The organism is Acinetobacter sp. NBRC 110496 (assembly GCF_000876115.1).
Classification (GTDB): Bacteria; Pseudomonadota; Gammaproteobacteria; order Pseudomonadales; family Moraxellaceae; genus Acinetobacter.
This window is the reverse complement of the sequence record NZ_BBTF01000008.1, coordinates 39084-53028: the sequence shown is the minus strand read 5'-3', so window position 1 is coordinate 53028 and position 13945 is coordinate 39084. Positions and strand designations below refer to the sequence as shown.

Below are 13945 nucleotides of genomic sequence, written 5' to 3'. Positions count from 1 at the left end.
ATTGTATTTTTATTGTGTAAAGTTCTAGTAAATCTGAGGTTTATAGTTTAGAGAGATGAGTCACATTTTGACCAGATACGATGATGTGCACAATAAAAAATTGGCTCAGCTATGCATAATGGTGTAAAAATTTTCACAACACTGCCTGATTTATTCCTAGCTACCGCGATCCAATGCATATACCCGATAAGATGGCTACGATAGGCTTATTTTACTCATATTCATGAATATGTTGGATTGGCCTAAATGGTTTAAATTTGAGTTTTAAAGTCTATTATTTGATTGTAAAAATACACTTATATCATAATTTAAAATTAATAAATAATATAGATATTTGAAAAATAACAATAAAATTTCTTTGGCCTGAAGTGTAACATTGACACCCTTAAACCCACCGATTATTCTTTAAGCGCTGGCCTACATCGCCAGCCGGTTTTGACAGACCGTTTCCTAAGTGCATTGAAAAACCTTGTTTTTTTGATGTAGACTCGTTCGTCCCCCTTTTGTAGCGGTAGGGCGAAAGGGGGACGCCTTCGGGCGTGCTGATTCTTAGGTTCAGTCTGTCAACCCTCTTTCTCCCTGCCACCATAATCTTTATGTCTTGGCAGTATTCCGAATTTTGTAGGAGTTGGCCATGCACTGTATTTTTATTCTTCTTCATTAGTCTTTGACGCCGTTTGATTGCCTTTAGGCTTTTCAAGCGCTGCTTTGTCACGACTAAAAAATCATATCAACAATAAAACTTGAGATGCGCTCAAGCCGTCTTAGCGGGTCTTTGCATGCCTTTTTTTGCTTATTGCAGCATAAATGGCTGCTTGATCGGGTTGAGCAACAACAAAAAATTATTCAATCATGGAAATGATATGCCACCTTTTGCTTTGACTTATCGTGCTTTAAAAGTCTTGGATACCTCGCAAACACTGTTTAACCAAGATGGCTTTCATCATGTTGGGGTCGACCTGATTATTGAGGCGTCACAAGTTGCCAAAGGCACATTTTATAAATATTTTCACTCCAAAGAACAGTTGATCGAAATGGTGCTGAATGTACAGAGAACGGCACTCAAAAAAGAAGTGCGTTCAATTATTTATGCCGATAAAAACTTATCAGAACGCGAAAAACTAAAACAGATTTTCTGTCTACATACCGATCTGGAAGGGCTGTACCATTTATTGTTTCGGGCGGTTTTTGAAATTAAAACACGTTATCCAAAGGCATATGAGATCGTGGTGGAGTACCGAAACTGGCTGATTCGTGAAATTTATATGTTGTTGGTAAGAGTGGATATTAATGCTGCAAAAGTAGATGCGCAGATGTTCTTGTTTATGGTGGATGGGGCAATGGTGCGGTTGTTGAGTGGTCATACAGAGGATAAAGACAAGTTGCTGGAAGGGTGGATGGTGGGGATAGGATAAGGGTTGCTTAGTTGTAGCCTTATAGAAACACATTGATGGTGTTGAATGATAGAACAGCGGTCATTTTTAATTTTCCAAAATTTGAATGTTGCCCAATCATATTGGCATGATTATAAAATGGCATCCTACTGTTCCTGTGAAACGGAGGTATCAATGACCAGCTTTAGGAGAACATCTGTTTTTACTTGGGAATGGAAAACCCAAAGCAATACAGCCCTGCAAGACAAACTCTTGTGATCACCTTGATTGATTTTGATCAGACATTATCAAGTGCATCAGATTGCGTTTGCTTAAATGGCTCCTGTTTTGTTTGTTGTCCTGTTCTTGAACTCTTTAAGTATTACGTTTATCCAGTAGATGTATCTGTCAACGATTTTACTGATGGATATCGACTTGCTATCACCATAAATGGCATGAATTGAATGTACGTGGCAGCAACGGAATTTCAAAGCCTGATTTAATGAAGAAAACTCTTTTGCATAGTCGTGATTTCCATGCTCCAGAAGCGCGTATCAGACTAGCCAAAGTTCACTTCATTACATGCACAAAGTATGACAGGAGTCAGGATATGAATGGCAAGGTTCCACTACCCATTGAGCAGAAATCTGCAAAAGATCCCTATCAAGACCCTAAACGCTATCTATGGCTATTTAGTCCTGGTTTGCCTGTCATTGGTCTTGCTGCTGTAACAGGATATGTGCTCGCACCCAAGAAATTAAGATTTCTGGCCGCGGCTGGGCCAGCAATTATTCATGGACTGATTCCTGTTTTGGAAAAAATCATCGGAGAGGATGGCGGTAATGTTCCCGATGAGGCAATTAAAGCGTTGGAGCAAGACCCTTATTATATGCAGCTTGTTGCAGCGTTTATTCCATTACAATATTTGACTACACTGGTCGCGGCTTATGCCGTCAGTCGTAAAGGTACTCCGCTGATTGACCAAATCATGATGGGTGCTACGTTAGGTGCTGTGAACGGTACTGCAGTGGGTACGGCACATGAGCTATGTCATAAGCCGCAGAAAAAATACCACCATCTATCTCACATGGCATTAGCCCCTTCGTGCTATACCCATTTTCGGGTAGAGCATCCATTTGGACATCATAAGCATGTTGCGACCCCAGAAGATGCGGCCTCGGCCCAGCTTGGTGAGTCTTTCTGGCGCTTTCTGCCGCGCTCAGTGATTGGTAGTGTTAAGTCGGCTATCCAGATTGAGAGCGCACGGTTGGCAAGAAAAGGCAAAGGCTGGTGGTCTATGGAGAATGAACTATTACAGGGTTGGGCCATGTCCACAGCTTTCCACGCCAGCTTAATTGCCTTGTTTGGTCGTCGTGTCATTCCATTCCAGATTACTCAGGCGGTATATAGTGTGACTTTATTTGAGGCCATCAACTATGTAGAGCACTATGGCTTGTTGCGGCAGAAACTGCCAAACGGCCAGTATGAGCGCACTATGCCACAGCATAGCTGGAACAATAATAGCTTGATAACGAACCTATTGCTGTATCAGATCCAACGTCACTCCGATCATCATGCGTATCCCACACGTCCTTTTCAGACCTTACGTCATTATAACAATATCCCAGAGCTTCCTGGTGGCTATGCCGGGCTACTTTTACCTACGATTATTCCGGTCTGGTGGTTTAAACTCATGGATCAGCGCGTAGTTGATCATTATCAGGGTGATCTAAGCAAAGCCAATATTTACCCCAAGGCTCGTGCACGAATTTTTGCCAAGTTTGGCAAGAAAGATAGTTTGGCGCTGGAAAGCCAGTAATACGGGCATTGATTAGCCCATCTAGCATGGGTTAAGTTAAATTTTAGATGATCTGTATCCTTAGGTTGACGCCATGATGGTACCGTTAAAGTCCTTACAGTTTCCTATACAGTATCTGGATGTATGCGAGGCACTCATTTGTCCGCACGAAGAGGATCTAAAGGATTTTCATCGGCAATGCGGTGTTCGGTATGAAGAGCGACGCAATCACGGCGGAATGATTGATGGGGAGCAATTTATGCGAGCTTATACCCTGACTCAGCAATACTGCATGTCTGATCGTCCGGCTTTATTCCAGATCCTTGATGCTTTCCCTGTCACGGCACATGGTAAGCTGGGCTTGTTGGCACTTGCATCACGTACGCTTGAAGATGCGCTGAATGCTGCAATTGAGTTCTTCCCGCTAGTGATGCCAGCGTTTGAAGTCAGTCGTCAGAATTTTGGCAATCAGGTTCATGTGAACTTTGAGCGGGTGACTGATTTTGGCGAGCACAATGCATTTTTCACAGAAATGGTAATGGGTGCTCTGCATAGCTTCTTACCATTCATACTCACACCCTTGGATGGCGTGTATGTCAAGTTTGCGCATGCCTCAGTCTATCCAGATGCCTTATATGAAGAGTTCTTCCATCTTTACGTACAGCATGAGGCCGATAAAAATAGCATTGTGATCCCGCGGGCGCTGCTAGAAACTCCACTTTTGACGCAAAACCAAACCTTGCAACGTCAGATGGTGGAGGAACTCCGTATACGGTTCCAAAGAAATCATAATAAATCCGTGAGTTTGCAAGTCAGGCGATTGCTGTATCTTAATCTGGATGAACAGCGAATCATCAATACTGAATCTGTGGCTCAAAGCTTGAAGATGTCATATCGGACATTGGTGCGTAGATTGTCACAGGAAGGTACAACATTCCGGCAACTGTTGGATGAGGTGTGCATAGCCTATGCAAAAGAATTGCTTGAGCACTCACAAAAACCGATCGCGGAGATTGCGCAGCATCTCGGATTCAGTAGTTCGGCAAACTTTGCACGTACGTTCAAACGTCTTACTGGAAAAACGCCTTCAGAGTTCCGCCTGCCACCCCAAATCCCATCTAATGTGAAGAGCATGTCATGACCAAGATCGCCGTTGTACAGCCTACCTTAACGCTCGGTGACGTGGATGCCAATCTGCTCCGTGTCGAAGCGCTGATTCGTGATGCTTATCGTGAGCACGCCCCTGAAATCATTGTCTTACCTGAAGCATTTACTTCACCGAATGTCTATTCACCGATTTTACGTACAACGCCTGAGCCTATTGATGGCAGACCATTTCAACTCATGCGACGTCTAGCCAGAGAACTTGGCATTGTCTTGGCTGGTGGCTTTCTATCTATACGAGGTAAGCATAGCTACGGGACTTATCTGCTGGCAGAGCCTACAGGTCTGGTGCATTTGCATGACAAGGATATTCCCACGGCGTGGGAGCAGAATTTTTATGTGGGTGGCAATGATCATGGCGTTGTTACATGTCAAAGTCTTGGGTGTAAAGTCGGCCTTATGTCTGGCTGGGAGTGGGCTCGTACCGGCACTGCGGCACGTGTGCATGCCGAAAATGTACAGTTGATACTGGGAGGAATGTGCTGGTGGTCATTGCCTCTTAATTGGCACGGTCCTGTAGGTTGGCTCATGCGACGTGAACATGCCCTTTATCAAAGGCAGCAATATGAATTGCCTGGGCAGGTTGCAAGATTGACAGGAGTGCCGATTGCTCATGCTGCGCATGTTGGCAAGATACGATGTAACACTCCGATGCTGCCTGGTATCCGCTGGGAAACCGAAATGATTGGTGAATCGCAAATCTGCGATCGTGAGGGACATATTCTCGCACGACTCAGTTTTGAGGATGGTGAGGGGCATGTAGCTGCAGACGTCACGCTGAATACACCCAAACCGATCGATCCAATCCCAGATCAATACTGGATTTTTGATGTCACGCCGATGACTCATTTAGGCTGGCACGCGGCTAATCTTCATGGCACCTTGGCGTACCAACTGCGTCACAGACTGGGCTGTTTTCCATGGCAAGCATTAGAGTCACATGACTTGCCAAATTTAGTTGCACCAGATTTATAAGTTGCACTGCATGCTAAAGACAAACGGCATACATGGGCTTTTCTCGCTAGAGAGGAAGCAGCAGAATCTCCACTATCAATGTATCACCCTTATCCTTTTGGAGCAGACATGGCTTTTTGGTTTAATTTAAACAAACCGCAAGACGATTCAATATTTGAAACAGCGACGTATCACTATAGCTACGTGATGAGGCTTCCTGTAGATGCTGATCAGGTCTGGGCTGGGCTGACGGCCGACCGTCCTCTGGCGTGGTGCAAAATGCTGAATGGTCAATATACGTCAGAACGTCCCTTTGCAGTCGGCACTACGAGGGCCGTTGGTGTGGTGTTCAACGCCGTGAAATTACGGGAGCGTTTTTTTATTTGGGATGAGGTCAATCGTCGTCATGCGTTTTACGTGGAACAAATGAACACTCCATTTTTGGCGATGTTTGCCGAAGATTATCGGGTCACACCAACTGAAGAAGGTTGTGAGTTCATCTGGCGCTTTGCATTTGAGCCGCGCAAAGGTTTAAAAATGCTGTTTGATCTGGTTGAGCTTCCGAACAAGCTATTTTTGTTTGATAGTTTCAAGCGTGATACGGAGAAGCATTTTAAATCGGGACGGTATTAGTCAGCCCTGATTTGATATCAGGCCTTAACCGTCTTAACTGTTTCCTAGGTGTCCTGTAGTTGAATTAAAACTAGATTCTTTGGAGAACCCATTGTTTTCTCAATATATATTTTTGAGCAATGCTTATGGGTAAACCTGTAATGCTGATTAGTTTGTTCAGCCAGCACTAGATCGGTTGGAGAGGGGTAAATTGATGAGTTTTCTCGGGCTTGTAGTCTGTGCAGTAGATGTAACACTGCCGATGATAAGATTGTTATCTTGCATTTTGTGGTAGTTATTTTGGATGTTCATGCATAGGTCATATCTAAAACAATGCTAGAACTGAAAAAAGTGTTTCTTGCTTGATCTAGGTAAAGCACTGCTTTAAAAACAGTTTTGTTAGAAAACTAGCTGAAAGATCATGGATACCAATAATGGAAATATTGGTATCCATGATTAAGTAGTTCAATCAAATGTCTACTTATTTTATTTCAATGGATAACGTTAAATTCTACCAGCTTAACGCACCACCAGTTTGGTAATCTGTTACACGCGTTTCAAAGAAGTTTTTCTCTTTACGCAAGTCCATCATCTCAGACATCCACGCAAACGGGTTAGTTACACCAGCAAACTGCTCAGGTAAACCAAGTTGCGCTAAACGACGGTTACAGATGAACTTCAAGTATTCTTCCATCATGCTTGCATTCATACCCAATACACCACGTGGCATGGTGTCACGCGCATATTCGATCTCAAGCATGGTACCTTCAAGAATCATTTGAATCACTTCTTCTTGGAACTCAGCCGTCCACAAGTGCGGGTTCTCGATCTTGATTTGGTTGATCATGTCGATACCGAAGTTCAAGTGCATCGACTCATCACGCAAGATATACTGGAACTGCTCAGCAACACCATTCATCTTGTTACGACGACCCATACTCAAGATTTGAGTAAAGCCACAGTAGAAGAAGATCCCTTCAAGAACACAATAGAATGCAATCAAGTTACGCAATAAACGTTGGTCGTTTTCAGGTGTGCCTGTATGGAAAGTAGGGTCACTTAACGATTGAGTGTACTTCAAGCCCCATGATGCTTTACGTGCAACACTTGGAATCTCGCGGTACATGTTGAAGACTTCGCCTTCGTCCATACCCAAAGATTCGATACAGTATTGATAAGCATGGGTGTGAATTGCTTCTTCAAATGCTTGACGCAAGATGTACTGACGGCATTCTGGGTTGGTAATGTGACGGTAGATCGCCAACACCAAGTTGTTTGCAACCAATGAGTCTGCAGTCGAGAAGAAACCCAAAGAACGCATGATGATGGTACGCTCATCTTCAGTTAAGCCATTTTCAGACTTCCAAAGCGCGATATCATGGTTCATGTTGACTTCTTGCGGCATCCAGTGGTTTGCACACCCGTCAAGATACTTCTGCCAAGCCCACTCGTATTTAAATGGAACAAGCTGGTTCAAGTCTGCGCGGCAGTTGATCATTGCTTTATCATCCACCTGAACACGCTGTGCACCCATTTCAAGCTCTTCCAAGCCTGGTGCAACATCGAGGTGTTCTAAGGCAGCAGATGCTCGTGCCAACGAATCGGTGGGATCTGTTGATCGCACGGTATTGGTTCCAGCGGGTTGTGCAGTTGCCATGCGCGGCGATGATTGCTCTGAATCAGATACCACTTGCGTATTAGTCGTTTTTTGCGAGTCGATGGTCGCAGACTTGTGTTCAGGTGTAGTCGGTTTTTGCGAATCATCTTCAAAATCGTCCCAACTAAGGATAGACATATCAATTCTCTCTTCGTTGCTTTATATCTTTTATTTAGACATCTCAAGCAAGGAGATGTCCTACTATACGCTCAATTTGTGTAAGCAAAATTAAGTTTTATTGATTGAGTTTTAAAAAGTGACCAATGGCACCGACAATCCCTAAGACTTATTTTGATTACGCTGTTGTCTACGTATTTTAAAAAACGCGTAAACGAGGGGGATATAAAACACTAGAAAGGCACAAATCAGAACAATCACACCAAATTGATAATTATGACTGAGATGGAACATGATCGATGCCTCTATAGCAACCTCTCTTGCGGAGCTTTAGTTGCTCCTCACCTCTCCTAAACGGAGAGGGAGTTTGTTAAGAGAGGAATAAAATTACTGACAAGCTTCGCAGTCTGGGTTGTCAATTGAACACGCCATTGGCACTGGAGCCGCAGTGGTAAAACCATCTTCTTCAACCGCAGTTTCAGGTTTCTTCTCTGCAACCACTGCTGCTGGTGCTGCAACTACAGGTGCTTCAACCGATGCTGGTTTAACTGCATTGAGTGCGCCAGTATTGATCGTTGATTTCTCTGCTGAAGTTGCACCTAAAGCTCGGAGGTAATAGGTGGTTTTAAGACCACGTAACCATGCCATCTTATAGGTGATGTCCAGTTTCTTACCGTTCGCGCCAGCGATGTAAAGGTTCAATGACTGTGCTTGGTCGATCCACTTTTGACGACGTGATGCAGCATCCACGATCCAGCGAGTATCCACTTCAAACGCAGTCGCGAAGATTGCTTTTAATTCATCAGGAATACGCGCAATCTTTTGTACTGAGCCTTCGAAGTGTTTCAGGTCATTAACCATCACGGTATCCCACAGACCACGTTGTTTTAATGCACGAACGAGGTAAGGGTTGATCACGGTGAATTCACCAGAAAGGTTTGATTTCACATACAAGTTCTGGAACGTCGGCTCAATCGATTGAGATACGCCACAAATGTTAGAGATGGTTGCAGTCGGTGCAATCGCCATCACATTTGAGTTACGCATACCGTCTTTTTGAACTTTGGTACGTAATGAATCCCAGTCTAAACGTTGTGTACGATCAACTTCGAACATACGCTCTGGACGTGATTTCGCAACGATTTCTAAAGAGTCGATTGGCAAGATCCCTTGATCCCACAATGAACCTTTGAATGTTGAGTAAGCACCACGTTCGATTGCAAGGTTGCTTGACGTTTCGATTGCGTAGTAGCTGATCACTTCCATTGATTCATCAGCGAAATCAACCGCTGCATCTGAACCATAAGCAAGATTCATTTCATACAATGCATCTTGGAAGCCCATGATCCCCATACCCACAGGGCGGTGTTTCAAGTTTGAGTTCTTCGCTTGTGGCACGGCATAGTAGTTAATGTCGATCACGTTATCGAGCATGCGAACTGCTGTTTTTACAGTACGGGCAAGCTTCTCACGATCTAACACACCACCTTGAACGTGTTGTACAAGGTTGATCGAACCTAAGTTACAGACCGCGATTTCGTCTTGGTTGGTATTTAAGGTAATTTCTGTACACAAGTTAGATGAGTGAACCACACCCACGTGTTGTTGTGGTGAACGTAAGTTACATACGTCTTTGAATGTGATCCACGGATGGCCTGTTTCGAACAACATCGAAAGCATTTTGCGCCATAAATCTTTCGCACGGACTTTCTTGTGCAACATGTTTTCTTGTTTTGCGACCGCTTCGTAGTGTGCATAACGCTCAGCAAATTCAGCACCCGTTAAATCATGCAGGTCTGGTGTTTCAGAAGGCGTGAACAATGTCCACTCAGCATCTTCAAATACACGTTGCATGAACAGGTCAGGCACCCAGTTCGCTGTGTTCATGTCATGGGTACGACGACGGTCATCACCGGTGTTCTTACGTAGCTCTAGGAATTCTTCAACATCCAAGTGCCAAGTTTCCAGGTATGCACAAACTGCACCTTTACGCTTACCACCTTGGTTCACCGCAACGGCAGTATCGTTGGCAACTTTAAGGAATGGAACCACACCTTGTGATTTACCGTTGGTGCCTTTGATATAAGAGTTCAAGGCACGTACTGGTGTCCAGTCATTACCGAGACCGCCTGCCCATTTAGACAACATTGCGTTATCACGCATTGCGCCATAAATGTCGTACAGGTCATCACCAATGGTGGTCAAGTAACAGCTTGATAATTGCGGACGCAAAGTACCTGAGTTAAACAGGGTAGGCGTAGATGCCATGTAGTCGAAGCTAGACAATAAGTCATAGAACTCGATCGCACGATCTTCTCTGTTTTCTTCATTGAGCGAAAGACCCATTGATACACGCATAAAGAATAATTGTGGTAATTCAAAACGCACGCCATTTGAATGGATGAAGTAACGGTCAAATAAAGTTTGTAGACCTAAGTAAGTAAACTGGTTTGAGCGTTCTGGTTTGATCGCCGCAGCCAATTTCGCAAGGTCGAAGTCAAGCAGGTCTTTAGAAAGCAGATCAAGCTCAATACCTTTCTTCAAGAAGGTTTCTAAAGCATCGCCTTCTAAAGTGTCTGTTGGCAGACCCAAGAACTCTAAACCTGTGCTAACCAATTCGTTACGAAGTAAACGAGCAGTCACATAGGTGTAGTTTGGCTCTTGTTCAATACGGGTACGCGTTGCCATCATCATGGTGGTTGCGATATCGCTTTCTTTTACGCCGTTGTAGAGGTTCTTAACGGTTTCATCCACGATCGCTTGAACATCAATCCCTTCTAAGCCTTCACTTGCAGTTGCAATCGTGGCTGTTAATGCGTCCAAATCCAATGGTTGGAGCTGACCATTGGTATCTGTAATTTGCAGGGTAGGATGATGGTTCGCACCAGTTTGCTGACGAGCGCTTGCGCGTTGGTCGCGATAAATCACATAGGCACGGGCAACTTTCTGTTCGCCCGTACGCATCAGTGCCAATTCAACTTGGTCTTGGATTTCTTCGATATGAATCGTACCACCAGATGGTAAACGACGGTTAAACGTGTTCATTACCATTTCTGTGAGTTGTGTAATACGGTCATGGATACGACTAGAGTCAGTACCTTGTTGACCTTCAACAGCTAAAAATGCTTTCCCAATCGCAACAGAAATTTTCTCGGCATTAAATGTCGCAATCTCACCAGTGCGCTTAATGACCTGAAGTTGGCCAGGAGTAGAAGTGATGATGCTCATGTCAGCATAGCTCCATTATCATCTATTTTTATGTTCATGGACCGTTTGAATCGAGCAAAAAGTATGCCACGATGTTTGAGGGATAAACACAATACTTAGTGGTTAAAGTTTATTTTCAACACAAGATACGGGATTTTTTCCAGCAGATCAATCCTTGACATTTTACTAATTTTTTTTTCATGTCTTAACTGCTGAATTCACAGGGACATAGCATAACAAAGCCATGAAAAAAGGCTTATAGATAACTCTGTGGATAACTCAAAAAACAGACACTTAAACGGCTTTGGGTGAATAAAGAAACAAATTGTTTAACATTGGCACAAAATCTATACTAAATGTTCATCCTGTCGGAAAAAGCATGCAAAACTGAAAAATATATTAAAATTCATAATTTTAATAAAAAGATAACAAAAGGGGCTAGGCGTGTATCAGTTTGGTGAACGCCTACTTGTTTACAATGTAAACGTGTGTATATTGCAAAACATAAACCAATGTATCTGTCAGGTTTTTGATAGGCGGATTCACTCAGATTTTAGGGGCAAACAAATGAGCCAAGAAGAAAAGTTACCGAAGATTTTGATCGTAGAAGATGATGAGCGCTTAGCACGTTTAACACAAGAGTATTTGATCCGTAACGGTTTGGAAGTTGGGGTTGAAACAGACGGTAATCGTGCAATTCGTCGTATTATCAGCGAGCAGCCAGATCTGGTTGTCCTCGATGTCATGTTACCAGGCGCAGATGGTTTAACCGTTTGTCGTGAAGTACGTCCACATTATCACCAACCAATCTTGATGCTGACTGCGCGTACAGAAGATATGGATCAGGTGCTTGGTTTGGAAATGGGTGCCGATGACTATGTGGCTAAACCTGTTCAGCCACGTGTGTTACTAGCGCGTATTCGTGCTTTATTACGTCGCACTGACAAAACCGTAGAAGACGAAGTGGCACAACGTATCGAGTTTGATGATCTGGTGATTGATAATGGCGGTCGTTCAGTGACTTTAAATGGTGAGTTGGTTGACTTCACTAGCGCTGAATATGATTTGTTGTGGTTATTGGCTTCGAATGCAGGTCGTATCCTGTCTCGTGAAGATATTTTCGAGCGCCTACGCGGTATTGAATATGATGGTCAAGATCGTTCAATCGATGTACGGATTTCTCGTATTCGTCCAAAAATTGGTGATGATCCGGAAAATCCAAAACGTATTAAAACTGTACGTAGTAAAGGTTATTTATTCGTTAAAGAAACCAACGGAATCTAAATACTCTAAAGCCTCCTGATCTCAGGGGGCTTTTCCCTTGATAGAAGGGGCCTTGTGCAGCGTAGCTGTTCAGGGGAGATGTTCACTAGCTTGGAATTATTTACCCTATGGTAAGTCGAGTACTGAAAAACAGCATATTTTTGCGTATTTATGCTGGTTTGGTCGTTTTGGTCGTTGTGGTTGCCGCATTTTGTTATTTGCTGGTGCAGATCATTAACTATCAACGTGCGCAAGAATATCGTGAATCTCTTACTGATGGTATTTCCTATGTCATTAGTGAAGGTGTATCTCGTCAGCCAGAAAAACAGCAGAAGTTAGATTGGATTTCCGATGCTTCTGATTTGCTGGAATTGCCGATCTACTATGTCGATGCAGAACGGGTAGAACTGTCTCGCACCGAAAAAAAGCGCATCGCAGAACAAAAATCAGTGGTTCGTTATGATGCCAATAATGGTATAGGTTATATCATTATCGGTTTAAAAGACGATTCTAAGCATTACCTGTATATCAAAGTCGATAAAATTGGCGAACGCCAGATGAAAGCGCTACCGATTTTTGTACTGGATTATTTGATTTTCTATCCAGGGCAGGAGCGTGAGTACTTAGATAAAATCAAAAAGCATTTCTATTATCCGATTGAAATTGCAGATATTAAAGATATCAATCTGGATTCAGAGCAAATTGGTCGTTTGCGCCAAGATCAGAGTGTATTGTTGTATAAAGACAGTGCAACGGTGCGTGGAACCACCATTTCGATTGTTTCTCCTATGCCGAACCATCCTGCGCAAGTGCTGATTTTAGGGCCTGTGCCGATGTTTAACTGGATGCCGTTCCAACTGTCTGCAGGCATTACTTTATTTAGCTTGTTCCTGTTGAGCTTGGGGGTATACGGTCTGATTTTGCCATTGGAGCGAAAAATCCGTCAGGTTCGTTATGCTCTGAACAAGATGAAATCAGGTGATTTGTCCTTACGTGTCCCGATTGAAGGGAGCGATGAAATGGCCAACTTGGCTTCAAGCTATAACAACATGTCGGATCATATTCAGCGTTTGATTGAAGCGCAGCGTGAGTTGATGCGTGCGGTGTCACATGAGTTGAGAACACCTGTAGCGCGAATCCGCTTTGGTATGGAAATGCTGGCAGAAGAAGATGATTATAATTATCGTATTCAACAGGTCGATATGATTGATAAGGATATTGAGGCATTGAATACCTTGATTGACGAGATCATGACCTATGCCAAACTGGAACAGGGCACGCCGTCTTTAGATTTTGAAGACATTGTTCTGGTCGAGGTGCTGGATCAGGTGGCGATGGAAACCGAGGCACTGAAGACGCAAAAAGAAATTGAACTGATTGCACCAGCGTTGTCTTTAAAGGTAGATGCAGAGCGTCGTTACCTGCATCGTGTGGTACAAAATCTGGTCGGCAATGCGGTACGTTACTGTGATCATAAGGTGCGTATCAGCGGTGGGATTCATGCTGATGGCAATGCCTATGTTTGTGTCGAAGATGACGGGCCGGGGATTCTAGAGCAAGAACGCAGTCGTATTTTTGAAGCTTTTGCGCGTCTAGATGACAGTCGTACCCGTGCTTCGGGTGGTTATGGTCTGGGCTTGTCAATTGTCAGCCGGATTGCGTACTGGTTCGGTGGCACCATTCAAGTCGATCAAAGTCCAAACTTGGGCGGTGCGCGCTTTATCATGACTTGGCCTGCCAAGCGTTATAAACAAGTGATTAAAAAATAGAATGAAAAGACAGTTGCTCTTTTTGATGTAA

Annotated in this window: 10 protein-coding genes; 7 read left to right on the top strand and 3 right to left on the bottom strand. The window is 43.7% G+C overall.

Annotated elements, in window-relative coordinates; all coding sequences use genetic code 11:
* The first annotated feature begins 863 nt into the window (after positions 1-863).
* The 5 genes from Aba26S_RS06330 to Aba26S_RS06310 all read left to right on the top strand — a co-directional run bounded on the left by Aba26S_RS06330 (position 864) and on the right by Aba26S_RS06310 (position 5922).
* A complete protein-coding gene (locus Aba26S_RS06330) occupies positions 864-1415 on the top strand; it encodes a TetR/AcrR family transcriptional regulator (RefSeq protein ID WP_043970822.1) in 552 nt (183 codons plus the stop codon).
* Between the two features lie 568 nt (positions 1416-1983).
* Positions 1984-3192, top strand: coding sequence for an alkane 1-monooxygenase (locus tag Aba26S_RS06325; protein ID WP_043970821.1), 1209 nt, complete (start codon positions 1984-1986; stop codon positions 3190-3192).
* Positions 3193-3265: 73 nt separating this feature from the next.
* Positions 3266-4312, top strand: coding sequence for an AraC family transcriptional regulator (locus Aba26S_RS06320; RefSeq protein ID WP_043970820.1), 1047 nt, complete (start codon positions 3266-3268; stop codon positions 4310-4312).
* Positions 4309-5310 carry a carbon-nitrogen hydrolase family protein gene (locus tag Aba26S_RS06315; RefSeq protein ID WP_043970819.1) on the top strand — a complete coding sequence of 334 codons (1002 nt, stop codon included), beginning with the start codon at positions 4309-4311 and terminating at the stop codon, positions 5308-5310. Before Aba26S_RS06320 ends, Aba26S_RS06315 begins: the two co-directional genes overlap by 4 nt.
* Positions 5311-5418: 108 nt before the next feature.
* On the top strand, positions 5419-5922 hold the full coding sequence (locus tag Aba26S_RS06310; RefSeq protein ID WP_005239488.1) for an SRPBCC family protein: 504 nt from the start codon (positions 5419-5421) through the stop codon (positions 5920-5922).
* Between the two features lie 490 nt (positions 5923-6412).
* Here Aba26S_RS06310 and Aba26S_RS06305 read toward each other — a convergent pair whose 3' ends face one another.
* The 3 genes from Aba26S_RS06305 to Aba26S_RS06295 form a co-directional block, all read right to left on the bottom strand.
* Positions 6413-7696, bottom strand: a complete 1284-nt coding sequence (locus Aba26S_RS06305; protein ID WP_005239487.1) for a ribonucleotide-diphosphate reductase subunit beta — start codon at positions 7694-7696, stop codon at positions 6413-6415.
* Between the two features lie 141 nt (positions 7697-7837).
* A complete protein-coding gene (locus Aba26S_RS06300; protein WP_004655460.1) occupies positions 7838-7969 on the bottom strand; it encodes a hypothetical protein in 132 nt (43 codons plus the stop codon).
* Positions 7970-8062: 93 nt separating this feature from the next.
* Positions 8063-10903, bottom strand: coding sequence for a ribonucleoside-diphosphate reductase subunit alpha (locus Aba26S_RS06295; protein ID WP_005239485.1), 2841 nt, complete (start codon positions 10901-10903; stop codon positions 8063-8065).
* Positions 10904-11449: 546 nt separating this feature from the next.
* On the opposite strand from Aba26S_RS06295, the gene bfmR reads away from it, so the two are divergent.
* Both bfmR and bfmS read left to right on the top strand, forming a co-directional pair.
* On the top strand, positions 11450-12166 hold the full coding sequence (gene bfmR, locus Aba26S_RS06290) for a response regulator transcription factor BfmR (RefSeq protein ID WP_004655457.1): 717 nt from the start codon (positions 11450-11452) through the stop codon (positions 12164-12166).
* Positions 12167-12273: 107 nt separating this feature from the next.
* Positions 12274-13914: a sensor histidine kinase BfmS gene (bfmS, locus tag Aba26S_RS06285; RefSeq protein ID WP_043970817.1), complete on the top strand. Its 1641-nt coding sequence runs from the start codon at positions 12274-12276 to the stop codon at positions 13912-13914.
* Positions 13915-13945 lie beyond the last annotated feature (31 nt).

What these genes read in the sequence shown, in the direction of transcription:
- bfmR (WP_004655457.1), top strand. Translation starts at nt 11,450, where the DNA reads ATGAGCCAAGAAGAAAAGTTACCGAAGATTTTGATCGTAGAAGATGAT.
- Aba26S_RS06295 (WP_005239485.1), bottom strand. Translation starts at nt 10,903, where the DNA reads ATGAGCATCATCACTTCTACTCCTGGCCAACTTCAGGTCATTAAGCGC.
- Aba26S_RS06330 (WP_043970822.1), top strand. Translation starts at nt 864, where the DNA reads ATGCCACCTTTTGCTTTGACTTATCGTGCTTTAAAAGTCTTGGATACC.
- Aba26S_RS06310 (WP_005239488.1), top strand. Translation starts at nt 5,419, where the DNA reads ATGGCTTTTTGGTTTAATTTAAACAAACCGCAAGACGATTCAATATTT.
- Aba26S_RS06315 (WP_043970819.1), top strand. Translation starts at nt 4,309, where the DNA reads ATGACCAAGATCGCCGTTGTACAGCCTACCTTAACGCTCGGTGACGTG.
- Aba26S_RS06320 (WP_043970820.1), top strand. Translation starts at nt 3,266, where the DNA reads ATGATGGTACCGTTAAAGTCCTTACAGTTTCCTATACAGTATCTGGAT.
- Aba26S_RS06305 (WP_005239487.1), bottom strand. Translation starts at nt 7,696, where the DNA reads ATGTCTATCCTTAGTTGGGACGATTTTGAAGATGATTCGCAAAAACCG.
- Aba26S_RS06325 (WP_043970821.1), top strand. Translation starts at nt 1,984, where the DNA reads ATGAATGGCAAGGTTCCACTACCCATTGAGCAGAAATCTGCAAAAGAT.
- Aba26S_RS06300 (WP_004655460.1), bottom strand. Translation starts at nt 7,969, where the DNA reads ATGTTCCATCTCAGTCATAATTATCAATTTGGTGTGATTGTTCTGATT.
- bfmS (WP_043970817.1), top strand. Translation starts at nt 12,274, where the DNA reads ATGGTAAGTCGAGTACTGAAAAACAGCATATTTTTGCGTATTTATGCT.